At 64.9% G+C, this 24854-nt stretch carries 27 protein-coding genes and 1 pseudogene; 12 read left to right on the top strand and 16 right to left on the bottom strand.

What is annotated here, in order from left to right; genetic code table 11:
* Window positions 1–37: 37 nt before the first annotated feature.
* From AC630_RS23875 to AC630_RS23830, 9 genes and pseudogenes are all read right to left on the bottom strand, one after another.
* Window positions 38–952: a ribokinase gene (locus tag AC630_RS23875; RefSeq protein ID WP_074120888.1), complete on the bottom strand. Its 915-nt coding sequence runs from the start codon at window positions 950–952 to the stop codon at window positions 38–40.
* Window positions 953–965: 13 nt separating this feature from the next.
* Window positions 966–1412 (bottom strand): ribose 5-phosphate isomerase B, encoded by a 447-nt coding sequence (rpiB, locus tag AC630_RS23870; protein WP_074120887.1) that lies wholly within the window; start codon window positions 1410–1412, stop codon window positions 966–968.
* Window positions 1413–1482: 70 nt separating this feature from the next.
* The gene (locus AC630_RS23865; RefSeq protein ID WP_074120886.1) at window positions 1483–2277 is read right to left on the bottom strand and encodes a transporter substrate-binding domain-containing protein; all 795 of its coding nucleotides are present in this window, start codon (window positions 2275–2277) and stop codon (window positions 1483–1485) included.
* Between the two features lie 19 nt (window positions 2278–2296).
* Window positions 2297–3055: an amino acid ABC transporter ATP-binding protein gene (locus tag AC630_RS23860; protein WP_074120885.1), complete on the bottom strand. Its 759-nt coding sequence runs from the start codon at window positions 3053–3055 to the stop codon at window positions 2297–2299.
* A 1-nt stretch (window position 3056) separates the two neighbouring features.
* Entirely contained in the window at window positions 3057–3725 is a 669-nt protein-coding gene (locus tag AC630_RS23855; RefSeq protein ID WP_074120909.1) for an amino acid ABC transporter permease, read from the bottom strand.
* A gap of 7 nt (window positions 3726–3732) precedes the next feature.
* Complete coding sequence (locus AC630_RS23850; RefSeq protein ID WP_074120884.1) at window positions 3733–4416, bottom strand: amino acid ABC transporter permease; 684 nt, start codon at window positions 4414–4416, stop codon at window positions 3733–3735.
* 10 nt (window positions 4417–4426) lie between these two features.
* Window positions 4427–5332: pseudogene (locus AC630_RS23845) on the bottom strand (NAD(P)-dependent oxidoreductase); the annotation flags it as partial.
* Between the two features lie 33 nt (window positions 5333–5365).
* A complete protein-coding gene (locus AC630_RS23840) occupies window positions 5366–6106 on the bottom strand; it encodes a FadR/GntR family transcriptional regulator (protein ID WP_074120882.1) in 741 nt (246 codons plus the stop codon).
* 375 nt (window positions 6107–6481) lie between these two features.
* Entirely contained in the window at window positions 6482–7258 is a 777-nt protein-coding gene (locus AC630_RS23830) for an exodeoxyribonuclease III (protein WP_074120880.1), read from the bottom strand.
* A 40-nt stretch (window positions 7259–7298) separates the two neighbouring features.
* On the opposite strand from AC630_RS23830, the gene AC630_RS23825 reads away from it, so the two are divergent.
* Complete coding sequence (locus AC630_RS23825; protein WP_074120879.1) at window positions 7299–7517, top strand: cysteine rich repeat-containing protein; 219 nt, start codon at window positions 7299–7301, stop codon at window positions 7515–7517.
* A gap of 194 nt (window positions 7518–7711) precedes the next feature.
* Here AC630_RS23825 and alr read toward each other — a convergent pair whose 3' ends face one another.
* Window positions 7712–8989, bottom strand: coding sequence for an alanine racemase (gene alr / locus AC630_RS23820; RefSeq protein ID WP_074120908.1), 1278 nt, complete (start codon window positions 8987–8989; stop codon window positions 7712–7714).
* 46 nt (window positions 8990–9035) lie between these two features.
* Complete coding sequence (locus AC630_RS23815; protein ID WP_074120878.1) at window positions 9036–10547, bottom strand: replicative DNA helicase; 1512 nt, start codon at window positions 10545–10547, stop codon at window positions 9036–9038.
* Between the two features lie 540 nt (window positions 10548–11087).
* On the opposite strand from AC630_RS23815, the gene AC630_RS23810 reads away from it, so the two are divergent.
* Entirely contained in the window at window positions 11088–11294 is a 207-nt protein-coding gene (locus AC630_RS23810) for a transcriptional regulator (protein WP_074120877.1), read from the top strand.
* A gap of 3 nt (window positions 11295–11297) precedes the next feature.
* On the opposite strand, the gene AC630_RS23805 is transcribed toward AC630_RS23810, so the two are convergent.
* Window positions 11298–12548 carry a cyclopropane fatty acid synthase gene (locus tag AC630_RS23805; protein WP_074120876.1) on the bottom strand — a complete coding sequence of 417 codons (1251 nt, stop codon included), beginning with the start codon at window positions 12546–12548 and terminating at the stop codon, window positions 11298–11300.
* A 278-nt stretch (window positions 12549–12826) separates the two neighbouring features.
* On the opposite strand from AC630_RS23805, the gene AC630_RS23800 reads away from it, so the two are divergent.
* The 3 genes from AC630_RS23800 to AC630_RS23790 all read left to right on the top strand — a co-directional run bounded on the left by AC630_RS23800 (window position 12827) and on the right by AC630_RS23790 (window position 15064).
* Window positions 12827–13876 carry a hypothetical protein gene (locus AC630_RS23800; protein ID WP_074120907.1) on the top strand — a complete coding sequence of 350 codons (1050 nt, stop codon included), beginning with the start codon at window positions 12827–12829 and terminating at the stop codon, window positions 13874–13876.
* Window positions 13877–13988: 112 nt separating this feature from the next.
* Window positions 13989–14585 carry a TetR/AcrR family transcriptional regulator gene (locus tag AC630_RS23795; protein WP_074120875.1) on the top strand — a complete coding sequence of 199 codons (597 nt, stop codon included), beginning with the start codon at window positions 13989–13991 and terminating at the stop codon, window positions 14583–14585.
* 11 nt (window positions 14586–14596) lie between these two features.
* Window positions 14597–15064, top strand: a complete 468-nt coding sequence (locus AC630_RS23790) for a PaaI family thioesterase (protein ID WP_074120874.1) — start codon at window positions 14597–14599, stop codon at window positions 15062–15064.
* A gap of 35 nt (window positions 15065–15099) precedes the next feature.
* Here the strand turns inward: AC630_RS23790 and rplI are convergent, their stop codons facing one another.
* From rplI to rpsF, 4 genes are all read right to left on the bottom strand, one after another.
* The gene (rplI, locus tag AC630_RS23785) at window positions 15100–15699 is read right to left on the bottom strand and encodes a 50S ribosomal protein L9 (RefSeq protein WP_074120873.1); all 600 of its coding nucleotides are present in this window, start codon (window positions 15697–15699) and stop codon (window positions 15100–15102) included.
* A gap of 48 nt (window positions 15700–15747) precedes the next feature.
* Complete coding sequence (locus tag AC630_RS23780; RefSeq protein WP_074120872.1) at window positions 15748–16725, bottom strand: YybS family protein; 978 nt, start codon at window positions 16723–16725, stop codon at window positions 15748–15750.
* A gap of 127 nt (window positions 16726–16852) precedes the next feature.
* On the bottom strand, window positions 16853–17092 hold the full coding sequence (gene rpsR / locus AC630_RS23775) for a 30S ribosomal protein S18 (RefSeq protein WP_007592020.1): 240 nt from the start codon (window positions 17090–17092) through the stop codon (window positions 16853–16855).
* Window positions 17093–17097: 5 nt separating this feature from the next.
* Entirely contained in the window at window positions 17098–17595 is a 498-nt protein-coding gene (gene rpsF / locus AC630_RS23770; protein WP_074120871.1) for a 30S ribosomal protein S6, read from the bottom strand.
* Window positions 17596–17935: 340 nt separating this feature from the next.
* On the opposite strand from rpsF, the gene AC630_RS23765 reads away from it, so the two are divergent.
* From AC630_RS23765 to mltG, 7 genes are all read left to right on the top strand, one after another.
* A complete protein-coding gene (locus AC630_RS23765) occupies window positions 17936–18643 on the top strand; it encodes a TetR/AcrR family transcriptional regulator C-terminal domain-containing protein (RefSeq protein ID WP_074120870.1) in 708 nt (235 codons plus the stop codon).
* A 2-nt stretch (window positions 18644–18645) separates the two neighbouring features.
* A complete protein-coding gene (locus AC630_RS23760) occupies window positions 18646–19671 on the top strand; it encodes a fatty acid desaturase family protein (protein WP_074120869.1) in 1026 nt (341 codons plus the stop codon).
* Between the two features lie 174 nt (window positions 19672–19845).
* Complete coding sequence (gene fabD, locus AC630_RS23755; protein ID WP_074120868.1) at window positions 19846–20805, top strand: ACP S-malonyltransferase; 960 nt, start codon at window positions 19846–19848, stop codon at window positions 20803–20805.
* A 102-nt stretch (window positions 20806–20907) separates the two neighbouring features.
* The gene (fabG, locus tag AC630_RS23750) at window positions 20908–21645 is read left to right on the top strand and encodes a 3-oxoacyl-[acyl-carrier-protein] reductase (RefSeq protein WP_074120867.1); all 738 of its coding nucleotides are present in this window, start codon (window positions 20908–20910) and stop codon (window positions 21643–21645) included.
* A gap of 311 nt (window positions 21646–21956) precedes the next feature.
* Window positions 21957–22196 carry an acyl carrier protein gene (locus AC630_RS23745; protein WP_008130699.1) on the top strand — a complete coding sequence of 80 codons (240 nt, stop codon included), beginning with the start codon at window positions 21957–21959 and terminating at the stop codon, window positions 22194–22196.
* Between the two features lie 108 nt (window positions 22197–22304).
* Window positions 22305–23570 (top strand): beta-ketoacyl-ACP synthase II, encoded by a 1266-nt coding sequence (fabF, locus tag AC630_RS23740; protein ID WP_074120866.1) that lies wholly within the window; start codon window positions 22305–22307, stop codon window positions 23568–23570.
* Window positions 23571–23697: 127 nt separating this feature from the next.
* The coding region (gene mltG / locus AC630_RS23735; RefSeq protein WP_074120865.1) for an endolytic transglycosylase MltG at window positions 23698–24854 on the top strand (1157 nt) is incomplete at its 3' end.

Genomic DNA, 24854 nt, shown 5'->3' with positions numbered 1-24854 from the left:
AGAGTTTAGCCGCGGCCAGCGATGCGGGCGATCCGTGTCAGGCCAGGGAACCTATTGCGTCCCGCTTCGGCATGCCGGTCTGGGCACCGGCTTTGAGGCACTTCAATGCGGCGGCCTCGCAGCTCACCTCGAGGGCACGTTGCAGTGACACACCCTCGCTGAGCATGGCCGCGAATGCGCCGACGAATGTGTCGCCGGCCCCGGTCGTGTCCGCCGGCGTGATGCGCGGGGCTGGCGCGCGCAAGCGGATACCGTTGGCCGTCACGGCCAGCGCGCCTTGCGCACCGGCGGTGACGATGCAGGTGAGGTTGCCGGCCTCGGCGAGCTCCGCAGCTGCGGCTTCGTAACCGGACGGAGCGAGGCCGATGGCTGCCGCGGCGTCCAGCGCCTCGTGTTCGTTGACGAGGAGATAGTCGGTCACGGCGAGAAGCTCCGTCACCATATCGCGGGTCATCTCCTCCGGGACGGGCGCAAGGTTCCAGACGACGGTGCCGGAGGCCGATGTCGTCCGGCGCGCCGCCTCGAGCGCCTCCGCAAAAGGCACTTCCATCTGCAGCACCAGCACCGTGTCGGGACTAAAGCGCGCAGGGAGATCACCGACGCTCGCTGTCATGTTGGCGCCGCTGGCGACCGTGATCGCATTCTCGCCGGCGTGATCGACGGTGATGAAGGCGCAGCCGGTCGGCTCGTCCGCCCTGACGACAAGATCGGTGTCGACGTCGTTCGCCCGGAGGTTCTCGATCGCGCTGTCGCCAAAACCGTCCCTGCCGACGCGGCCCGCCATCCGGACCAGTCCCGATCCTGCCAGCCGCGCGGCGGCCACGGCCTGGTTGGCGCCCTTGCCGCCGAAATGCGTCTGGTAGGACGGCGCAAGCACCGTCCGTCCGGGGCCGGGAATGACCGGGACCAGGGCGACCAGATCGATGTTGAGCGATCCGAACACCAGGATCATGGCGGGCGGGCCGTCAGCCTTGCTCGTCCATGACGCGCAGCTTCTCCACGCGGCGGCGGAAATCCTCGTCCGTCGAGAATTCGGCCGAGAGATAAGATGAGACCAGATCCACGGCGAGCCAGGCGCCGACGATCTGCGCGCCGATGCACATGACGTTGACGTCGTCATGCTCGACGCACTGGTGGGCGGAATGGACGTCGTGGCAGACCGCGGCGCGGATGCCCTTCATCTTGTTGGCTGCGATGGACGCGCCGACGCCGGTGCCGCACACCATGATGCCGCGGGCGGCTTCGCCCGAAGTCACCTTCTGCGCCACGGCCCGCGCGATATCGGGGAAGTCCACCGGCTTGTCGTCATAGGAGCCGACATCGACGACGTCGTGGCCAAGGCTGCGGATGTGATCGATGACGGTCTGCTTGAGCGGCCAGCCGGCGTGGTCCGATCCGATGACGAGGCGCATATGATTTCCTTCTCTCGAATTTGCATTGACCGTGACAGCCGGAAAACGGCTGTCACGGTTTCTATATGGTTCAGCCACGCATGTCGGGCGGCAGCTCGACCCCGTGGAACTTCTTGTAGATCGCGTTGAGCTTGCCGTTCTTGACGTTCTCGGCGATCCAGGCGTTGAGCTTGTCCATCAGGCGCTGCTCGCCCTTCTTCAGGCCGATCGCGAGGTCGAAGGTCGCCAGCGGAATTCGGGACTCGAAGACGCGCGCCGGATTCTTCACGCCGATCTGGTTGATGATCGTCGCCGACGAGCCGACGCAGTCGACCTGCCCGGAGACGGCCGCCGTCACCATGGTGGCGTCGTCATCATAGCGGGCGATCTTGAGGTCCTTGTCCTTCATGTTGGACAAGGCCGTATCCTGCGTCGTGCCGCGCGAGACGCCGATCGACTTGTCTTTCAGGTCGGGCCAATCCTTCACGGTCGACGACTTCAGGCAGCCGATGTCCGATTGCAGCGTCGCGTAGCGCTTGGTGAAATCGATCACCTTGGCGCGATCGGGCGTCACCGACAGGGTCGAGACGATGATGTCCGCTTTGCCGGTCAGGACGTTGGGGATACGGGTCGCGCCGGTGGTCTGGATCAATTCGAGCTCGAGCCCCCAATCCTTGGCGAGCAACTGAGCTACTTCGACGTCGGAGCCGGTCGGCTTCATGTTGCTGTCCATCATGCCCGAGGGCGGAATGGCGACGTCCGTCGAGATGCGGATCTTCTTGGCCTGCATGACGTCGTCGAGCAGGTCTGCCGATGCCGGCGTGGCGGCCATCATCACGAGGCCGCACAGCGCGGCTGCCGCTCCCAGCAGTTTCTTGTTTGTCATTCTTGGTTCTCCTCTCCTGTTATGATTTCAGGTTTCCTGTGCCGACGAACTGCATGAGCTCGGGCGTCGTTGGCGATGTCAGGATCGAGGCGGGTCCGGTCTCGTGGACCTTGCCGCGATGCATGAAGACGATCCGGTCGGCGATGCCTTTGGCAAAACCCATCTCGTGGGTGACCATCACCATGGTCATGCCGTCAGCGGCCAGCTGCTCGATCACCTTCAGCACTTCGGCGGTGAGCTCGGGATCGAGCGCCGAGGTGACTTCGTCGAACAGCATGACTTTCGGCTGCATGGCGAGCGAGCGGGCGATCGCCGCCCGCTGCTGCTGACCGCCCGAGAGTTGCTCGGGATAGGCGTGCAGCTTCTCCTCGAGCCCGACCTGCGCCAGCACCTTGCGCGCGAGGTCCCTGGCCTGCGACGCAGCCATGCCCTTCACCGCGCAGGGGGCGAGGGTGATGTTCTGCTCGATCGTGAGGTGCGGAAACAGATTGTAGCTCTGGAAGACGATGCCGACGTCCTGGCGGAGCGCGCGCAGATCGACATCCGGACGGTCGACCCGATGCCCGCAAACGACGATTTCGCCCCCGTCGACCTTCTCGAAGCGGTCGATGCAGCGCAGCGCCGTGCTCTTGCCGGAGCCGGAGCGGCCGATGAGCGCCAGAACTTCGCCGCGCTCGACGGCAAAGGAGACGCCATCGAGCACGCGGAGCGGGCCAAAGCTCTTCTGCACGTCGCGGAGCGACACGATCGGTTCGGAGGGGGAGGGGTTCTGCTGCATGTCAGGCTGGCGCGAGGTTGGACCTGCCACGCCCCATCCGCCGTTCCAGCCTCTGGCTGAACAGCGACAGGGGATAGCACATGGCGAAATAAACGACGGCGATGATGGCGTAGATGGCGAACGGCTCGAACAGCGAGTTGTTGACGATCTGGCCCGAGCGCATCAGCTCGACGAAGCCGACGACGGAGGCGAGCGAGGTGTTCTTGATGATCTGCACCATGAAGCCGACGGTGGGCGGCGTCGCGATGCGGATCGCCTGCGGCAGGATCACCTTCATCATGCGCTGGGTTCGGCTTAGCGCGAGGCCTTCGGCGGCTTCCCATTGCGGCTTGGGCACGGACTCGATGCAGCCGCGCCAGATCTCGCCGAGATAGGCGGCGACATAGAGCGTGAGGGAAGCTCCGGCGGCGGCAAGCGGCGAGACCTGGAGGCCGATCGCGGCGAGGCCGAAATAGCCGAGAAACAGGATGACGAGCAGCGGTGTGCCCTGAACGAGCTGAACATAGACGGCGCTGGCGAGCCGTACCGATTTGAGCGGCGATATTCGCGCCAGGGCGATCACGAAGCCGACGATGCCGCCGCCGATCAGCGCAATCATTGACAGCCCGATCGTCCACAGCGCGCCCTGGCCGAGGAACATCAGGTGATTGGTGTTGAGATGTCCGCCCATGGTCATCTCATAACGGCGTGCCGAGCCGGCGCCGGCGCGGAAACAGCACGAGGCCAAGGCCCCAGAAGCCCGCGCGCATTATCAGCGACAGGATGACGTAGAGCACGGCGACGATGATGTAGGTCTCGAACGCCCGGTAGGTGTCCGACTGGATGTAATTGGCGACGGCGGTGAGCTCCTCGGCCGAGATCTGCGAGCAGATCGAGGAAGCCAGCATCAGCAGCACGAACTGGCTGGTCAGCGCCGGATAGACCTTCTCGATCGCCGGCAGCAGGATGATATGCCAGTAGATCTGGAGGCGCGACAGCGCCAGCCCTTCGGCCGCCTCGATCTGTCCGCGCGGGATCGCCTCGAAACCGGCGCGCATGATCTCGGCGGTGTAGGCGCCGACATTGATCGTCAGCGCGGCCACGGCCACGGTGAAGGCGGACAATTTCAGCCCCAGGCTGGCGAGGCCGAAATAGACCAGGAAGATCTGCACCAGCAGCGGCGTGTTGCGGATGGCCTCGACATAGACCTTGCAAGCGCCCGAGATCAGCGCGTTGTGCGTGCCGCGCCCGACCGCCGCGAGCGTGCCGAGGAGGGCGCCGAGCACCGTCGCGAAGGCTGCAAGCTCCAGCGTGAGGGCGGCGCCGGCCAAGAAACTCGGCCAACGCTCCAGCACTGCGGGAAAGTCGAGTTGGAGGCTCATAGCCGTCGGGTCAGCCGGTCACCTGGTTGGTCATGCGGTCATAGACGCGGAACAGCGCCTGGTTGCCGTTGTTTCCTTCGCCGTGCGCGCGTGCGTCGACATACTGGCTGGTGACGAGCGCGGTGCCGGGCAGCGGCACGCTCAATGCCTGCGCGTGCTCCTGCACCAGGCGGAGGTCCTTCAGCATCAGGTCGATGCGGAAGCCGGCGTCGACGTCGCCCTCGATCATGGAGGGGCCGAGCTTGTCCAGCATCCACGATGCCGCTGAGCCGCCGAGCAGCACCCGGCGCAGCAGGTTGAGATCGACACCCGAGGCGCGGCCCAGTGCGAGCGCCTCGCAGATCGCCTGGATGTTGATGCCGCAGATGAGTTGATTGCAGAGTTTCACGGTCTGGCCGGCGCCGGGCGCGCCGACATGCGTGATGGTCGTGCCCATCGCGCGGAAGAACGGCTCGGCCTGCGCGAAGGCGGCCGCATCGCCGCCGGCCATGATCGAGAGCGCGGCGTTCTTGGCGCCCACCGGCCCACCCGAGACCGGCGCGTCGATGAAGCTGACGCCGGCCGTCTGCAGGTCGGCGTAGATGCGGCGGACCGCGACCGGCGAGATCGTGCTCATGTCGACGATGAGCTTGCCGGGCGGAGGAGATTTCAGGAGGCCGTGCTCGCCATAAATGGTCGCCTCGACATGGGGCGTGTCGGGCAGCATGGTGATGACGATGTCGGCGCCCTGCGCTGCATCGGCAGGATTCTTGGCGCGAACGGCGCCTTCCTTGACGCTGTCGGCCAGTGCGGCCTCGTTGAGATCGAAGACACGAACCGAGTGCCCGGCCATCAGAAGATTGCGGACCATCTCGCGGCCCATCGTCCCGATGCCGATGAAGCCAACATTGCACTTGTCGTTCCGTCCCATGTCGTTCGCCTGTTTCTTGGTTGATTGGCCTGTCTGCGATCAGCGTGAGGCGCTTGTTTTGTCCATGTCGCCGACGAGGGCACGTCGCCGGTATTCGTCGCCGATGGCAAAATGCTCGCGCAGCGTCGCGTCCGCCCGCTCCGGATCGCGCGCGATGACAGCTTCGAAGATGCGCCGGTGATCGTCGATCAGATACGTCTTCATTGACGGGAACGCCTGCACCAGCTCGCGGCGGCTGCGATGCGAATGCGTCAGCAGGCCCGCCATCGAACTGTGCAGAACCGTCAGCGTCTCCGAATGCGATGCCACGACGATGGCGCGATGGAAGTCGAAGTCGGCCATGCCGCCGGCGTCTGCCTCGTCGATCGTCTCCCCGATCTTCGCGAGCGCGCGCTGCAAGCGTTCGAAATCGGTAATGTTGGCGCGTTCGCAGGCGAGCCGGATCGCCTGGCATTCGATCGCGACGCGCGCCTGCATGACGTCGTCGAGCATGTCCGCCTGCTGGGCCAGCGCGAAGGTGAAGAAGTCATTCAGAACAGAAACGTCCGGCCGGGTCACGACCGTGCCGATGCGGTCGCGGATCTCGACAATGCCGAGCACGGTGAGGGCGCGTAGCGCCTCGCGAACGATCGGCCGGCTGACGCCGAGCTGGGTGGCAAGCTCGCGTTCGGAAATCAGGCGATCGCCGGGCTTGAGCGAGCCCGCGAGCAGCCGCTCGCGCAAGAAGGCGAACACCTTCTCGAACCCTTTTTCGCCTTCGGCGGCCCGCTTGAGCTCCATCCCCGTCTCTCTTGGTCTGATCTTGGTCAGACCAGTATGATAACCAAGGTGCGGAGGTCAAGAGGCTCAGGTCAAACTGGCCGGGAAATGGGCGAAGCCGTCTTCCAGGAGGCGTACGCTAAGGCTTTGAATCGACTACGGTCGGCTACTTTGCATGGGGTTGTTTTTCATCTTTTTGTTTGAGCGTCCGGAAAACGCGACCCGTCGCGCCTACGAACCGCAAGACGAGGGCGCGTTGCTGACAGCATGTTGGCAGCAGCGATCGGCTACGACCATCTCCTTACAAAACGGAGAGCGGGTCATGCCAATCGAGGCAAGCTGTCATTGCGGTGAGACGGTGTTCTAGGTGAGAGTGTGGGTTAGCACCCTGCAAGATCAACGCTGTTTCAGCACCACCCACGCCGGCGCGTGATCGCTCGCGCCGTCCTCGCCGCGAACCGTCTTGTCGACGCCAGCCTTTGCCAGGCGTGAGGCGATGGCAGGGCTGAGCAGCAGATGATCGAGCCGCAGGCCCGCATCGCGCGGCCAGCGGTTTCGCTTGTAGTCCCAGAAGGTGTAGATGCGCTGCTCCGGATGCAGCTCGCGGATCGCGTCGCACCAGCCTTGTGCGACGAGTGACGCGAAAGCGGCACGACTCTTCGGCTGGATCAAGGCGTCCTTGTCCCACGAGCGCGTCGGATAGATGTCGATCTCCGTTGGCGCGACGTTGTAGTCGCCGGCAAGCACCACCGGCAAATCCTGCTTGATGAAGGTTTTGGCGTGACGCTTGAGCCGCGCGAACCAGTCGAGCTTGTAGTCGAACTTCGGTCCCGGTTGCGGATTGCCGTTTGGCAAGTAAATGCTGGTGACGATAACGCCGCGCACCGCAGCCTCGATGTAGCGGGCTTCGTGATCCCCAGGCTTTCCCGGCAAGCGGTCGCGAGTGAGAATGGGCTCTGCGTTGCGGGCGAGGATGGCGACGCCGTTCCAGGTTTTTTGTCCGTGCCACACCGCGCCGTAACCGGCTTTTTCGATGGCGGATGCCGGAAATTCGCCATCACTTGCCTTCAATTCTTGCAACGCGACGACATCGGGCTTCGCCGCTCGCATCCATGCCAGCAGATTGGGCAGGCGGCGGTTGATGTTGTTGATGTTGAATGTCGCAATCTTCATGTAGAGCTACCGGCCCCTGCCTTCCGTCACCGGAGATACAATGTCCAAGTTGAGCTTTGCCGCTATCGTCGTCGCCGTTGCGTTCTCCGGGACCGCCTCGGCACAATCGTCCGATCCGCGCGGCGCGTGCAAGGCGGACTATGACAAATTCTGCGCCGGCATCGCGCCGGGTAGCGGCAAGATCATCGCCTGCCTCAATGGCAAGCGCGATCAGCTCAGCGCGGCTTGCAAGACAGCGCTGGACAGCCGGAAGAAGTAAGCGCTCACTCTCGTGTCCCGGACGCGCTGCAATGCGCATCGCGCGTCGAAGACGCGCGATGAACGCGCCTATGGCGTTGCTGCGCAGAGCCGGGACCTGGAAGGCGACAAGGTACAATGCGGAGAGATGGGCCCCGGCTCTGCAGCGCACCGCTGAAGTAGCGCTGCGCTGCGTCCGGGGCACGGGCGTGTCCCCTAGCTCGGCAGCGGCGGCGGGCTCGCCTGCTGCTCGAGCGGCGGCGGGGAGGGCGGCTGTTCGGCCGCCGATACCGGAGCCGGTTTTGCCAGCGGCTCCACCACGTTGCCGCCCTTGTAGACGCGGGCGTAGCGGTGTCCGAGGCTGGTGAGCACCTCATAGCCGATGGTGCCGAAATGATGCGCGAGTTCGTCGACGGTGATGCCCTCGCCGAGCAGCGTCACCATGTGGCCGCGCCGCACCGCGTTGGGCGGCAAATCGGTGATGTCGATTGCGATCAGGTCCATTGAGACGCGGCCCGCGACCGGGCAGCGCTTGCCGGCGACGATGACCTCGGCGCCACGGGTGCCGTCGTTGGAGCTGGCGGCGCGGAAATAGCCGTCGGCATAGCCGACCGCGATGATCGCGAGCTTGGTCGGCCGCCGCGCGGTCCAGGTGCCGCCATAGCCGACGCTCTCGCCGCGCTCGACGTTGCGGGTCTGCACGATACGCGCCTTGAGGTCGACCACCGGCTGCATCGGATTGTCGGCCTCCGGCGTCGGGTTGACGCCGTAGAGCGCTGCGCCCGGCCGCACCAGGTCGAACTGGAAGGGCGCACCCAGGAAGATGCCCGACGAATTGGCGAGCGCCGCCGGCACGCCGGAGAATTCGCTGGCTATGGCGCGGAAGGCCGCGAGCTGTTTTGCGTTCACGGAGCTGTTGAGCTGCTCGGCCGAGACCAGGTGGCTCATCACCAGCGTGATGCCGTGATCGCCGGCATTGATGCGGGGGATGATCGCCTGCGCTTCCGCAAGCGTCAGCCCGAGCCGGTTCATGCCGGTGTCGATGTGGATCGCGGCGCCCCCGGTCCAGCCGGAGCGGCGGCAGAACACGTCCCATTCGGCGAGTTCGTTGAGATCGCCGATCACGGGACGGCAGTTGATCTTGGCGTAGTGTTCGCCGGTGTTCTGGAAATAGCCCCCGAGCACGTAGATCGCAGGCTCCGGCACGGCTTCGCGCACCGCGCGCGCTTCTTCGATCGTGGCGACAAAGAAGGTCTTGCAGCCGGCCTTGTTCAGGGCGCGCGCGACCTGCGCCGCGCCGCAGCCATAGGCATCGGCCTTGATCACGGCCGAGCATTCGGCCGGCACCGCCGTCTTCTCGAGCTTGCGCCAGTTGGCGATGATGGCGTCGAGGTCGACAGTGAGTACGCCGCCATAGGCGGCGAGCGCGGCGGCCTGATTGGCCTCCGCGGAGAGAAGGCCGGATTGCGGGGTCATTTTCGGGTCGGACACCATGTTCATGGCGTCGTTTTACGCAAGAGGCAGGTGCTGTTCAAGGAACTCAGTAATCGCTACCGCTGCGAGCCGGCAGCTGACTGTCAGGCGCGAGGTCGCCGAACCGCGTGACCGAGGCTTCGAACGCCAAATCGACGGTGCCTGTCGGGCCGTGGCGCTGCTTGCCGATGATGACTTCGGCCTTGCCGTACGCAAGGTCCATGTCCAGGCGCCATTTCTCGTGCTCGGGCGTGCCCGGGCGCGGCTCCTTCATCGCGAGGTAATATTCCTCGCGGTAAACGAACAGCACGACGTCGGCGTCTTGCTCGATTGATCCGGATTCACGCAAGTCGGAGAGCTGCGGCCGCTTGTCGTCGCGGGATTCGACTTGGCGTGAGAGCTGGGACAGTGCGATTACCGGAACGTTGAGCTCCTTGGCGAGCGCCTTCAGGCTGGTCGTAATCTCCGTGATTTCCTGGACGCGGCTGTCGCTGGCGCGCTTGCCCGAGCCGGAGAGCAGCTGGATGTAGTCGATCACGAGGAGATCGAGGCCCTTCTGTCGCTTCAGCCGGCGCGCGCGTGCCATGAGCTGCGCGATCGACAGGCCGCCGGTCGCGTCGACATAGAAGGGCAGCGACTGCAGCTCGATCGAGACCTCCCGGATCTTGTCGAAATCGGCTTCCGAAATGCCGCCGCGGCGGATGTGGGAGGAGGGAATGCCGGTGCGCTCGGCCACGATACGCGTGGCGAGCTGGTCGGCCGACATTTCGCAGGAGAAGAAGCCGATCACGCCGCCATTGGCGGCCTTCATGGTGCCGTCGGCCTGGAGCTCGCCGACATAGGCCTTGGCGACGTTGTAGGCGATGTTGGTCGCCAGCGACGTCTTGCCCATGCCGGGACGTCCCGCGACGATGATGAGGTCGGAATGCTGTAGGCCGCCCATCTTGGTGTCGAGGTCGCGCATGCCCGTCGAGATGCCGGACAGCTTTCCGTCGCGCTGGAACGCCTTTGCCGCGAGATCGACCGCGACCGCCAACGCTTGCGAGAATTTCTGGAAGCCGCCGTCATAACGGCCGGACTCGGCGAGCTCATAGAGGCGGCGCTCGGCGTCCTCGATCTGCGCCCGCGGCGCAAAGTCGACCGGGGCGTCATAGGCGACGTTGACCATGTCCTCGCCGATGCCGATGAGGTCGCGCCGCAACGCAAGATCATAGATGGTGCGGCCATAGTCCTGGGCGTTGATGATGGTGGTCGCTTCGGCCGCGAGCCGCGCCAGATATTGCCCGATGGTCATGCCGCCGACATCGGTATCAGCGGGGAGGAACGTCTTCAGCGTCACGGGCGTGGCAATCTTGCCCATCCGGATCAGGCTGCCGGCAGTCTCGAAGATGGTCTGATGCAGCGGCTCGAAATAATGCTTCGGCTCCAGGAAGTCGGAGACCCGGTAGAAGGCGTCGTTGTTGACCAGGATCGCGCCCAGAAGGCTCTGTTCGGCCTCGATATTGTGCGGCGCGCTCCGGTAGGCGGGAGTTCCGGCTTCGGGCGCGAGTTTGAGGACGTTCGAATCAGTGAGGGCCATGGTCGAGCGATAGCAATTTTCTGGGGCGGATACGGGGCCGGGATAAAGCGCCGCCTCAGCTCAAAGCGGAAGCGAAAGCTGATCGCTATCAACCGCTCAGTTAAAATGGTGGATGGTTAGCAGCCGCAGCATGCGCAGCGCTTGACGGATTTTCGCGGAACTGGCCGCGACCGCGATCGCGCCGCGGAAAAATCCGGATGCGGTGAACCTTCTGGATTGGGGCGCAGACGTATCGAAGGGCGCGCGAAATGACGCGCGCTGGGAGCTTTCGGCTCGGGTTCAGACCAGCAGGAGGTAGACCAGCGCAACCAGGGCCGCCCCGACGCCGGTCGCGATCAGGGCGCAATCGGTGCGGAGGCCGTCCTGCACGTCGAATGAGGTTTGGGTCTCTTTGCTCATGGCGACGGTCTAAGCCAGGGCCGACCGGAGAAATGTGAAGCAGATCACATCTCTCCGGATTCTTTCGGGGTTAGGACGGGAACGGGCTAGCGGGCAGGGAATTGTCTCCCGGGACCCGCCATCAGGAAGACGAGGCAGGCAATGCGGCCAGAACGGCAGCAGCAGATTTGGCGAAGCGAGGCGGGCAGCCGGCTTTGGCTGTCCGGGCTGATCGCCGCCATGGAGCACGCTGAGCGGCCCGAAATCCGCCGCCAGCCGGTTGCGCCGGAAATCCTGGCCGAACTGCGGGCGAAACTGGCGCTAACAGCTTCTTTCCGGACCCTCCCGATCTCCACCTTGCATCACTAGCGCTTATTCACCAGCCAGCTTCAGCTTGGGCTTGGCGCCGCGTTCGCGGGCTCGCAGCCGGGTTTCCTCATGCGCGATATAGTCGCGGGTCATCGGCACGATGCCCTGGCGCTTGGTGAGCTGAATCTGGAAGTTCATCATGCCCTGCTTGCGGAAGGTCATCTCGCAGGCCGCCAGATAAAACTCCCACATCAGGGCGAAGCGCTCGTCGTAGAGCTGCACCGCCTCCTCGCGTCGCGCCATGAAGCGTTCCCGCCACGCCTTCAGCGTCTCGGCATAATGCAGGCGCAGGATCTCGATGTCGCATACCAAGAGACCGGCGCGCTCGATCGCCGGCAGCACCTCCGACAAGGCGGGGATGTACCCGCCGGGGAAGATATATTTCGCGATCCAGGGATTGGTGGAGTCCGGCCCCTGCGAACGGCCGATCGAGTGCAGCACCATGACACCGTCCTCGCTCAGGAGCTCGGCACAGCGCTGGAAGAAGGCGTTGTAGAACCTCGCTCCCACATGCTCGAACATGCCAACCGAGGCGATGCGGTCGAATGGGCCCTCGATGTCGCGATAGTCCTGGAGCAGGAATTTGGCTGATCCGGTCAGGCCCTTCTCGGCGGCACGCGTATTGGCGACCTGCAATTGTTCGGTCGACAGCGTGACGCCGGTGACGTCGGCGCCGGCGATCTCGGCGAGATAGAGTCCGAGCCCGCCCCAGCCCGAGCCGATGTCGAGCACGCGCTGGCCGCGCCTCACGAGCAGCTTTGCAGCGACGTGCCGCTTCTTGGCAAGCTGCGCATCGTCGAGCGTCGTCTCCGGTGTCTCGAAATAGGCGCAGCTATATTGCTTGTCGGCATCGAGGAAGAGCGAATAGAGCCTTGCGTCGAGATCGTAGTGGTGCGCGACATTGCTGCGCGAGCGCGAGCGTGGGTTGAACTGCTTCAAGTGCCGCGTCAGGTAGCGCAGGTGCCACCAGGGCTTTGCCCACTGCGGCAATAGGTCGGGTTGATCGAGCAGGATCGCGAGGGCATCAGCTATGGTGCCGCGCTCGACGACGAACTCGCCGTCCATGTAGGCCTCGCCAAGCCCGAGTTCGGGATTGATGAGGACCCTTCGCTCTGCGTCCGGAGTGACGAAGCGCACCTCGACCGGCTCGGCGGAGCCGTCGCCGACAGTGAATCTCGATCCGCTAGCCGTGGTCACCGTCATCGACCCGCGGCGGATGAATTGAGACAGGAATCTACGCAACAATCGGTCCATCGACACCTTCCTTTCGGGCGACCCCGAAAGATGCGACTAACCCGGTCTCCAGAACTGACGCGTAGGGCGCCATAGCGGTTCCTATGCGTTTGCATGTAAATCTAGGAAAAAAGTAGCTGCCCGCTATTGCGCTGTATTCAATGCCGATATTCCAAAAGCGCTTAATCACATCCTTGCGCGTGGAGCCTGCTTCCATTCACGGCTCAATCGGCTAAAAGGTGACCGCCGCCGCGCCAGATTGCTGGCTGCACTCGCGGAATTCAATGGAGATGATGGGAATGTCGAGCCGAGCGCTCAGCCTCGCGACGGTATTGCTTCTGATCGGCTTCGGTGCAACCGACAGCGTTCTTGCGCAGGCGACGAACCTCGAGGCCGGTAAAAGCCCGTCCCAGCTTTTCGCGCAGACCTGTAATGCATGCCATAAGAGCCCGCGCGGCCTTCTGAAATCCGTGGCGCCGGGTTCGCTGCCGGGATTCCTGCGCCAGCACTACACCACGAGCTCGGACATGGCGGGCATCCTCGCCTCCTACCTCGTCTCCAACGGCGCCACCGACACCCGCTACCAGGCCAAGGACGGCAAGGACAAGAAGGACGGCGCCAGGGATAAGGAAGCCAACACCGCTCCAGGCCAGACGCCCGAACATCAGGGACGCCGCCAGCGCGCCCAGGAGGCCGCCAAGCCGGAAGGCGAGCCTGCTGCTCCCGCGCCCGAGAGCGCGCGCCAGAAGCGTGCTGCCCGGCCGGCCGAGGAGGGTGCGAAGGAAGGCGCGAGGCCCGAGGGGGCGGCCACCAGCGAACACACGCCCGAAGGCCGCAAGGCCAAGCGCCAGAGCAAGCGCGGCAAGCCGGAAACCGAGGAGGCGCCGAAGGTCGACGCTGCGGCGCCGGCGGCCGAAGACAAGAAGAGCGAGCCCAAGCCCGAGAGTGCCAAGGTCGAGCCCGGTCGCGACGAGGCCAAACCCGACAGCGGTAAGGCGTCAGAGAAACCCGCTGAGCCTAAGCCGGAAAGCGCAAAGATCGAGCCGCGCGGTAGCGAGGCTCCGGCGCCGCGGTCGGATCAGGTGACGCCGGCCCCGCCGGCTTCTGCCGCGAAGCCCGACGAGCCGGCCGCGCCCAAGTCAGTGGACGCCAAGTCAGTGGACACCAAGTCGGTGGACAAGCCGGCGGAAGAGGCTGCTCCCAAGCCGGCAGCGCCTGCCGCGAGCTCCGAACCGTCAGCCAAGCCGCAAGAACCGGCGGCCAAGCCACAAGAGCCGGCGACACCGACCGCTTCGGCCCCGCCGCCGGCCGAGTCCTCGGGACCGCCGGTGCCGCCGATCTCGCGATAGGCGAACCCAGATTTTCTGACCGACATGCGGAGGCCGCGATCATCGCGGCCTCCGCAGCGTCTTGACCGCGATTAGAGTGTTGCTCTAGAGTAATGCTCCAAGAGAGGTTTGGATGACGGCGAGTGTGCGTGACGACCTGTTGGCGGCGGGGCTCGCGGTGTTCGACCGCGTTGGCTTCGAAGGCGCGACGGTGGCCGCGATCCGCGCCCGCGCGCGCGCGTCCAATGGCAGCTTCTTTCATGTCTTCGGATCGAAGAAGGAGCTGGCCGGCGCGCTATTCCTGGACGTGCTGCGGCACTATCACGCCGCGGTGCTGGCCGCGCTCGATCCTGTCCCCGATGCGGAGCAGGGCATCGATCGCCTGATCCGGGCTCACCTTGACTGGGTCGTGTCGAGCCGGCGCGAGGCGCGCTATCTCTTCGAGATATCGCGCAGCGAATGGGACGAGGATGTCCGCGACGCCCAGCGCGCGCAGAATGCGCGCCTAGCAGAAGGCATCGAGCGCTGGCGCGCGCCATTGGTCGCGAGCGGTGAGCTTCTGCCGATGACGCCAGTGATGTTCGTCAGTCAGCTCATCGGCCCGGCGCAGATCTTCTGCCGTGCGTTCCTGTCGGGACGCGACCGCGCCGATCCGCGCGGCGAGGCCGATACGCTGATCGCCTGCGCCATCCGCGCGCTCCGGCGTTCTGAACGCGTCAACAAACAATAAGGAGTGGTGTCATGCGAGCCGCAGCAGATCCCGAATTTGAGCCGATCGCCGAGCGCATCCACGCCAATGTCGGCCAGCAGGGCTTTATGAATCTGGTCGGCGCCGAGCTCTCGGAATTGTCGCGCGGCACCTGCACGATTGCGGTGGAGCGTCGGCCGGAGCTGTTGCAGCAGCACGGTTTCTTCCACGGTGGCGTCACCGCGTTCCTGGTCGACAACGCCACGACGATCGCGGCGGCGACATCGCGCGGCCAGCCGGTGCTGACGGCGGAATACAAGCTCAATCTGTTGTCGCCGGCGGCCGGCGACAAACTGATCTGCCGGGCGAGGGTGATCAAGCCGGGCCGTCAGGTCTCGGTGGTGGCGGCCGACGTGTTCTGCGTCAGCGACGGTATCGAGAAACATACGGCAACGGCGCTCGCCTCGATCGCGATGCTGAGCGAGGAGGTCGCCGCCAAAACGAAAAGCCCGGCCGCCTGAGGCGACCGGGCTTCGCAGCCTGCGTAACGCGAAGCTTACTTCTCGGTTTCTTCCGCAGCCGGCGCCGGCTCGTCGTGCTCGGCTTCCGGATCGAAGAACTCGCCGGCAGCGGCGATCGCTTCGGCCGCAGCGTCGCGGTCTTCGTTGCGGGTCGAGATGTCCTCGCCGCGGTTGACGCGCTCGGCCTCGTCCTGGCTGCGCGCAACCGTGACGGTGACCTCGACCTCGACCTCGGGGTGAACGGCGACGGTGATCGAGTGCTTGCCGATGGTCTTGATCGGCGCGTCGAGCTGCACCTGCGGACGGGCCAGCGAAACGCCGTCGGCCTCGAAGGCGGTAACCACGTCACGTACCGTGACCGAGCCGAACAGCTGGCCGGCTTCAGAAGCCTGACGGATCACGATGATGTTCTTGCCCTCGATCTTCTCGGCGACCTTGGACGCCTCGCCCTTCGACGCAAGGTTGCGGGCCTCGAGGTCGGCCTTCATGCCGTCGTACTTGGCGCGGTTGTCGGCGGTGGCGCGCAACGCCTTGCCGCGCTTGAGCAGGAAATTGCGGGCATAGCCGTCGCGAACCTTCACGACTTCGCCCATCTGGCCGAGCTTGTTCACGCGTTCCAGCAAAATGACTTCCATATTCGTTCTCCTTTGAAGTGTTGAGTGAGTTGGATTTACGGGTTGAACCTAAGGTGTTGGCAGCGGCGGTGGCTGGCGGCTCCGCAGGAAGCGCTCGCGGAAGCCGAACACGGCGTCCGCAAGGCCGAGGATCACCATCGCGATGACGGGCCATCCGAATACGACGACAACGGCGTAGGTCGAGCCGAGCCAGAAGGTGCGGCTCTTCAGCGCGAGCGTCAGCGTATGCAGCACGGCGAAGCCGGTCAGCGCGTAGCCCATCATCAACGCCGCCGTCGTGATCTGTGCGACGATCGCGAGCAGCCCGCCGGTGAAGCAGAAGGCGAGCGCGATGCAGAGCGCCACAAGCGTCATCGGCGGCAGCTCCGCCGTCCTCATAACCGGCCAGGGACGACGCAGCCGGCCCGACGTCGCCGTCACTTTGGCGCTGAGCCAGAGGTTGAGCGTCAGCGTCATCATCGCGACGATGGTGGCGGCGGCAGGCGCGATGCGTACCAGTGCGTCGACGAACTGACCGGCTTCGCCCGAGGTTTGCGGATCGGTGGCGCGGAGGAGACGCATCAGGCCGCGCTGCAGCGTGCCGGTGATGGTCTCGGCGTCGGTGCCGAGCGTGAGCAGGGCGGCTATCGTGGTCAGCGTGGCGAAGCCCGCGATCCACAGCAGGATGCGGCCAACCGGATACCACTCGAGCTCGGGCTCGGACGTCGGCTCAGCGTCAGCGGCCGGCGCGACAGGTCCCACCCGCCGGCTGAGCAGGACGAGATGGCCGAGCCACCAGGCCGGCAGCGCGACGGTCACGGCAAAGGCGATGCAATAGGGCAGGCCGAACAGCGCGCCGAGGCCGATCGCGGCGGCGATGCCACCGAGGCTCGCGCAAAGCGGTCCCCAGCCGATCGAGGCGACCATCAGCGGCAGCGGTGCGAGATAGAACAGGACGAGCGAGATCAGCGCGCCCGAAACGATCGAGGCGAACATCAGGGCCGACGCAGCGCCGGCGATCAGGGCTATCAGTCCAAAGGCCATCATCAGCTGTCCCGCTCCCCTTGAGCGGTTAGAGGCATCTCGCCCCAACCATCGGCGACCGGACGACCCGGAAGCCTTATGAAACTAAAGAGTGCGGCCGGCGGCGGTACCGCCGCCGGCCGAATTCGTCTTAGCGAATGACGTAGGGCAGGAGGCCCAGGAACCGCGCGCGCTTGATGGCGCGGGCGAGCTCACGCTGCTTTTTCGCGGACACCGCGGTGATGCGGCTCGGCACGATCTTGCCGCGCTCGGAGACGTAGCGCATCAGCAGCTTGGAGTCCTTGTAGTCGATCTTGGGAGCATTGGCGCCCGTGAACGGGCAGCTCTTGCGACGACGGAAAAACGGACGGCGTGCACCAGCTTCAGCCATTGTTCTTACTCCCCATCCGTCGTGGTTTCAGCTTCTTCGCGCGGACGGCGCGGGCCGCGGTCACCGCGGAAGCCGCCGTCGCGATCGCCGCCACGGAAACCGCCCTCGCGGTCGCCACGGAAGCCGCCTTCACGCTCGCCGCGGAAGCCGCCGCCACGGTCGTCACGCTCGCGATCGCGGTCGGCCTTGCGCATCATCGCGGACGGGCCTTCCTCGAGTTCTTCGACGCGGACGCTGAGATAGCGGATCACGTCTTCGCTGATGCGCTCCTGGCGCTCGATCTCGGCGATCGCCGCGGACGGCGCGTCGATGTTGAGCAGCACGAAGTGCGCCTTGCGGTTCTTGTTCATGCGGTAGGTGAGGGAGCGAACGCCCCAGTTCTCGGTCTTGGTGACCTTGCCGCCGAGACCCTCGACGATGCCGGTCATCTGCGCCGTCAGCTCTTCGACCTGCTGCGTGCTCGCGTCCTGGCGCGCGAGAAAAACATGCTCATAGAGAGCCATGGAAGTCCTTTCCTCTTGTTGGCGCATCGCCCGGCGTCAAGCCCTTAAGAGGCCTTCGGAAAGGACTCTGGGATTAAGCTCAGAAGGCGGAAACACGGGACGACGGGCCGACTGGCCCTGCCACATCAAAATCACGAATGATTTGTTGAGACCGTCCGTTCAGCTCCCGGCCGGGGTCTGCGGATGCGCGCCTTATACGGATTTTGGCCGGCTTTGCAAGGTTGGGGAGCCAGGTTTCGGCCACGGACTACTCGCAGGCACTGCCAGGACCGGCCCTCCCATGGTACCAGCTTGATTTATTTGTTTGTATGGCATACAAATAAGTCCACGGGAGGATCCAATGGCAGACAGATCTGCCCATGCGCCATCTGAAGCGACAGTCGGAGATCCCAAGCACGCCGCCCGGGCGACACGCTCTGCCGGCCGCAAAATGCGGTCGCTCCTCTTGGATGCGGCAAGCCCGTTGTTCCGGGAGCGGGGGCTGTCGGGCGCCTCGATCACCGACATCGCGGCCGCCGCGGACGCGTTCCCGAGCCAGATCACCTATTACTTCCGCACCAAGGAGGCGCTGTTCGTCGAATGTGCCTGCCGCGATCTGTTGTACCTGGCGCGGGCGACGGAGCAGGCGGCGCTGAAGGCGCGCACGCCGCGGGAGTACACCCACGCGCTGGCCGAGACCGTGACGGCGAGCGATTCGGTCGCTTTCTTCGCCGAAGCCCTGACACTGACGCGGCGGCGCCAGGATCTTGCGCCACTGGTCGAGCGCACCATCGAACGACTGCACAGCGAAGGCGCGCGCGCCTATGCCGGCCAGGTCGCGCGGCACGGCTGGCGCTCCCTGCGCGCGCCCGACGAAAGCTCGCGGCGGTTCTGGGCCGTCGCCGTCGGCGTCATCCTCGAAGGCTATGCCATGGGCCGTTCGCCGGGCGAATTATGCGCCGAGATGCTGCGCGTACTCGGCGAGCAGGCGAAATCCACTGGCGATACTGCACGCCTGCGCCTCGTCGACGAGCGCGACGGATCAACCAGTTCGGATGAGGAGAGTTAGCCATGACCGCGCTTCGCATGCGTGCCCGCGATTTCCTGACCGACGGCCAACTTGCCGACGTGCGCCAGCGCGTGACCTGGAAGGGCGTCGCGCTGATCGCGCATGCCTGGGCGCTGATCATTGGTGCGATCGCGTTGGTCGCGTGGTGGCCCAATCCGATCACCTACATTCTCGCGGTCGCCATCATCGGCTCGCGCCAGCTTGGGCTTTCGATCCTGATGCATGACGGTGCGCATGGTTGCCTGTCCGCTGACGAGAAGACCAATCTGGCCCTGAGCCAGTGGTTTTGTGCCTATCCTCTCTTTGCGGAGACGCGCAGCTATCGGCGCTATCACCTTCAGCACCATGCTCGCACCCAGCAGGAGGACGATCCTGATCTTGTGCTGTCGGCGCCGTTTCCGATCACGAAGCTGAGCTATCGCCGCAAGTTCATTCGCGACATCACGGGGCAGACCGGCTACCAGCAGCGCAAGGCGCAGCTGCTCAACGCGCTCGGGCCGAAGGACTGGCCGTGGCGCCAGCGCGCCGTGCATTTTTGGGAGAAACTCGGCCCGCAATGCCTCGTCAATGCCGCGATGTTCGCAGCGCTCGCGGCGGCCGGCGTATGGTGGGCCTATCCGCTGCTATGGCTGGTGCCGCTTTTGACGTGGATGATGGTGATCACCCGCATCCGCAACATCGCCGAGCATGCCGTCGTGCCCGACAGCCATGATCCGCTGCGCAACACCCGCACCACGCAGGCCAATTTTCTCGAGCGCCTGTTCATCGCGCCGTACTACGTGAACTATCACCTCGAGCATCATCTGCTTTTCTACGTGCCCTGCTACAATCTGCCAAAGGTGCATCGTCTGCTCAGCGAAAGCCGGCATGCCGGCCGCATGGAGGTGCAGCCGGGCTACGCCGCCGTGCTACGGCTCGCGACAGCAAAGCCCGACCAGGAGGACCGTCCCGGGCAATTGGTGAACAGCGCGCGCCGCGCGCGGGCAGGGGCGGAGGTCGATGCCAATCAGACCGCCGGTGGGTTTTGAGGGCCGGCATCCCCGGTTGAATGCCAGTCGAAGTTTCCATCTTGGCTTGACATTCCAGCCCCGGACGGTGTCTACGGCCCCCTTTGACGCATGATCCGGAACCATGGCCTAAGGCCGTGCGTGATCGGCTGCTGGTTCTCGCAGGGATCACGCTCGACAAGCAGGGGAGCGCCGATGACGGCTGCATTCACATTTCCTGGGCAGGGTTCCCAGGCAGTCGGCATGGGAAAGGCCCTGGCCGACGCCTTTCCGGCGGCGCGCGCCGTGTTCGACGAGGTCGATTCCGCGCTTGGCGAGAAGCTGACCGCCATCATCTGGGATGGTCCGGCCGAAACCCTGCAGCTCACCGAGAACGCCCAGCCGGCGCTGATGGCGGTGTCCATTGCCACCCTGCGCGTGCTGGAGGCTGAGGCTGGTTTTTCCGTGGGACGAGACGCGGCTTTCGTGGCCGGCCATTCCCTCGGTGAATATTCGGCGCTGGCGGCGGCCGGCAGCCTGACGGTTTCAGACACCGCGCGGCTGCTTCGCACCCGCGGTCTCGCAATGCAAAAGGCCGTGCCGGTCGGCGCTGGTGCGATGGCCGCGCTGCTTGGTCTCGACTACGAGGCCGCCATGGAAGTCGCCAAAGAGGCGGCGCAGGGGCAGGTCTGCCAGGCCGCCAATGACAATGGCGGCGGGCAAGTGGTCGTCTCCGGCGACAAGGCCGCGGTCGATCGCGCCGTCGAGATTGCCAAGGGCAAGGGCGCCAAGCGCGCGATGCTGCTGCCGGTGTCCGCACCCTTCCATTGCAAGCTGATGCAGCCGGCTGCCGACGCCATGGCGGAAGCGCTGGCGAAGGTCACGATCAAGGCGCCGGCCGCGCCGCTGGTTTCGAACGTGCTCGCGAGCGCGATCACCGATCCCGACGAGATCCGCCGTCGCCTGGTCGAGCAGGTCACCGGGACGGTGCGCTGGCGCGAGTCGGTCGCCTATATGGCGGGGCAGGGAGTCACCCGTTTCTTCGAGATCGGTGCCGGCAAAGTGCTGACCGGCCTCGTCAAGCGGATCGCGGACGGCGCCGTCGGTGTTGCGGTCGGCGGACCGAACGACATTGCCGCCGCCAAGGATGCATTGGCCGCTGCGAAGCAGGCCTGAAGCGCGATGATTCGTCATTGCGCTTTAGTTCTTTAGTTTGCGCACGATCTTTCCGGAAAACCGCTGCACACTTTTCCGGATCGTGCTTTGAAGGAGTTATCGATGTTCGATCTGACTGGCAAAAAGGCGCTCGTCACCGGCGCGACCGGCGGCATCGGCGGCGCGATCGCGCAGGCGCTGCATGCGCAGGGCGCCACGGTCGCTATTTCGGGAACGCGGAAGGAAGTGCTGGACGAGCTGGCCGGCAAGCTCGGCGAGCGCGTCCACGTGCTACCCTGCAATCTTTCCAAGGCTGATGAGGTCGAGGCGCTGGTGCCCGCCGCGGAAGCGGCGATGGGCCAGGTCGATATCCTCATCGCCAATGCCGGCATCACCCGCGACAACCTCTTCGTCCAGCTCCGCGACGAGGACTGGGAGGAGGTCATCAACGTCAACCTGACCGCGACCTTCCGCCTGGCGCGCGCCGCGACCAAACTGATGATGCGCAAGCGCTTTGGCCGTATCATCGCCATCACCTCGGTGGTCGGTGTCACCGGCAATCCCGGGCAGGGCAACTACACCGCGTCGAAGGCCGGCCTGATCGGAATGATCAAGACGCTCGGGGCGGAATACGCCAAGCGCGGCGTGACCGCGAACTGCATCGCGCCCGGCTTTATCAAGACGCCGATGACGGATGCGCTCAATGACAAGCAGCGCGAAACGATTCTGACCAAGGTTCCGGCGGCCCGCCTGGGGACGCCGGAGGACATCGCGGCCGCCGCCGTCTACCTGAGTTCGAACGAAGCGGCCTACGTCACGGGGCAAACCATCCACGTCAATGGCGGCATGGCCATGGTCTGACGTCTCATGTCGCACTGCCCACATGGGCGGCGCGGGATGCGGCAAACGGCCGTTTCCACAGCGAAATGAGGCTTGTAGTCAAGGCAATTGAAGTATGATAACCGGACGTTCAACGGATGGGCAAAGAACGCCATTGCAGGTTTTTGAAACCCTGTATATTGGCGATGCGGAGCCTTGGCCGTCGTTCGCCGGGCCCTGCACCGGTTAGGTTGGGGCCAAATCAAAGTTCGTAAGCGAAGGCAGTCAAACGACCACGACGGCTCGTACGTCCCGGGGGGTCGGGTCTACAGGGAACAACACGAGGTTAAGCAATGAGTGACATTGGCGAGCGGGTTAAGAAGATCGTGGTCGAACACCTTGGTGTTGAGCCCGAGAAGGTTGTCGACGCTGCGAGCTTCATCGACGACCTCGGCGCCGACAGTCTGGACACCGTCGAGCTGGTGATGGCGTTCGAAGAGGAATTCGGTTGCGAGATTCCGGACGACGCCGCGGAAACGATTCTCACCGTCGGCGACGCCACGAAGTTTCTCGAGAAGAACGCGAAGAGCTAAGGCTCTTCATTTTCGCGGGGACAACATTGAAACCGGACGGGCCGCCTACCGGCGGTCAGCCGGTTTCTTGTTATTGGCCGTGAATCTTTCGATGGGGAGTTTTCGGATATGAGGCGGGTTGTCGTCACGGGTCTTGGCATGGTCTCGCCACTCGGCTGCGGCGTCGAGCCGACCTGGAAACGTATCCTCAACGGTGAAAGCGGTGCGCGCAGGATCGAGAGCTTCGATGTCTCCGATCTTCAGACCAAGATCGCCTGCACGGTCGTGCGCGGCGACGGCACCAACGACACCTTCAATCCCGACAAATGGATGGAGCCGAAGGACCAGCGCAAGGTCGACGACTTCATCATCTTCGGCATGGCCGCGGCCGGCCAGGCCCTCGACGATGCCAACTGGCATCCCGAGACCGAAGAGGACAAGTGCGCGACCGGCACCATGATCGGGTCCGGCATCGGCGGCCTCAACGGCATCGCCGACACCGCGATCCTCCTGAAGGAGCGCGGTCCGCGCCGGGTGTCGCCGTTCTTCATCCCGGGCCGCCTGATCAATCTCGCCTCCGGTTACGTCTCGATCGCGCACGGGCTGAAGGGGCCGAACCATTCGGTGGTCACGGCCTGCTCGACCGGCGCGCATGCGGTCGGTGATGCCGCCCGCCTCATCGCGCTCGGCGACGCCGACGTCATGGTCGCCGGCGGCGCGGAATCGCCGATCAGCCGCATCGGCATTGCCGGCTTCAACGCAGCGCGTGCGCTCTCGACCGGTTTCAACGAGACGCCCGAGAAGGCCTCGCGTCCCTATGACAAGGATCGCGATGGCTTCGTGATGGGCGAGGGCGCGGGCGTTCTCGTCCTGGAAGAGCTCGAGCATGCCAAGCGCCGCGGCGCGAAGATTTATGCCGAGGTGATCGGCTATGGTCTTTCCGGCGATGCCTATCACATCACCTCGCCGTCGCCGGACGGCGATGGCGGCTTCCGCAGCATGTCGGCGGCGCTCAAGCGCGCCGGCCTCACGGCATCCGATCTCGACTACATCAACGCACACGGCACCTCGACGCCGCTCGGCGACGAGATCGAGCTCGGCGCGGTGGAGCGCCTGCTCGGCATCGCCGCCTCCAGGGTCGCGATGTCCTCGACCAAGTCGTCGACCGGCCATCTGCTTGGCGCGGCCGGCGCGATCGAGGCGATCTTCGCCATTCTCGCGATTCGCGATAATGTCGTGCCGCCGACCATCAACCTGGACAATCCGTCGGTCGAGACTGCGATCGATCTCGTGCCGCATGTTGCGAAGAAGCGTGAGGTCAACGTCGCGTTGTCGAATTCTTTTGGTTTTGGCGGTACCAATGCGTCGGTGATCGTCCGGCGCCTGGTCAATTAATTTGTGGTTGCGACGAATCCACCGTTTTGCCGGTATTCGGCGATAGTCATGGAAGTGGGCGCATGCATTTGGCTCGGCAAGCGATTGTCGGGCCGCGTTTGAACCGGCAGGATTCAGGTTTGCTTCGATGAGTGAAAGGCCGCCCATTTCGCCCCGGAGTCCGCGCGCTGCGCTCGAGCCCGAGCAGCTGCCGCCGCCGCCGAAACGATCGGACCGCGCACGCAATCCGTTCGTGATCGTCGGCAACGCCATCATTACGCTGCTGCTGATCGCCATGATCGGCGCCGGCGCCGTCTATTATTACGGCCGCCAGGTGCTTGAGGCCGCCGGTCCCCTCAAGGAAGACAAGATCGTCAACATCCCGCAGCGCGCGGGCAAGCGTGACATCGCCGAGACCCTGAACAGGGAAGGCGTGTCGGACGTCAATCCGTGGGTGTTCATCGCCGCCGTGGCTGCGCTGAAGGCGAGCTCGGACCTCAAGCCTGGTGAGTATTCGTTCCAGAAGAACGCATCGTTGCGCGACGTCATCGCCACCATCGTCGAGGGCAAGGTGGTGCAGCACGCCGTCACGATTCCGGAAGGCCTGACCTCCGAGCAGATCGTGGCGCGGCTTTCCGATAACGACATCTTCACCGGCAGCGTCCGCGAGTTGCCGCGCGAAGGCACGCTGTTGCCCGAGACCTACAAGTTCCCGCGCGGCACCACGCGCGAGCAGGTGATCCAGCGCTTGCAGCAGGCGCACAAGCGCGTGCTGGCCGAGATCTGGGAGCGCCGCAGCCAGGACGTCCCGGTCAAGACGCCGGAGCAGCTGGTGACGTTGGCCTCGATCGTCGAGAAGGAAACCGGCAAGCCCGACGAGCGCAGCCGTGTCGCCGCCGTGTTCGCCAACCGCCTTAAGCAGAAGATCAAGCTCCAGTCCGATCCGACGATCATCTATGGCCTCGTCGGCGGCAAGGGCACGCTGGGCCGCCCGATCAAGCGCAGCGAAATCACGCAGCCGTCGCCCTACAACACCTATGTGATCGAAGGGCTGCCGCCGGGGCCGATCTCCAATCCGGGCCGCGCCTCGCTCGAGGCCGCGGCCAATCCAGCCCGCACCCGCGACCTCTATTTCGTCGCCGACGGCACCGGTGGGCACGCCTTCACCGAGACCTACGACGCGCACCAGAAGAACGTCGCCAAACTCCGTGCGATGGAGAAGCAGATCCAGAACGACACGGTCGAGCCGGCCGAGGATGCGCAGCCGCCGGCCTCCGCCGCGCCCGCCGCTGCCGATACGCCGAC

The sequence above is a fragment of the Bradyrhizobium sp. AS23.2 genome (assembly GCF_001908185.1).
GTDB lineage: Bacteria > Pseudomonadota > Alphaproteobacteria > Rhizobiales > Xanthobacteraceae > Bradyrhizobium.
Note: the sequence above shows the minus strand (reverse complement) of the source record. Positions and strands in the feature narration are given on the sequence as shown.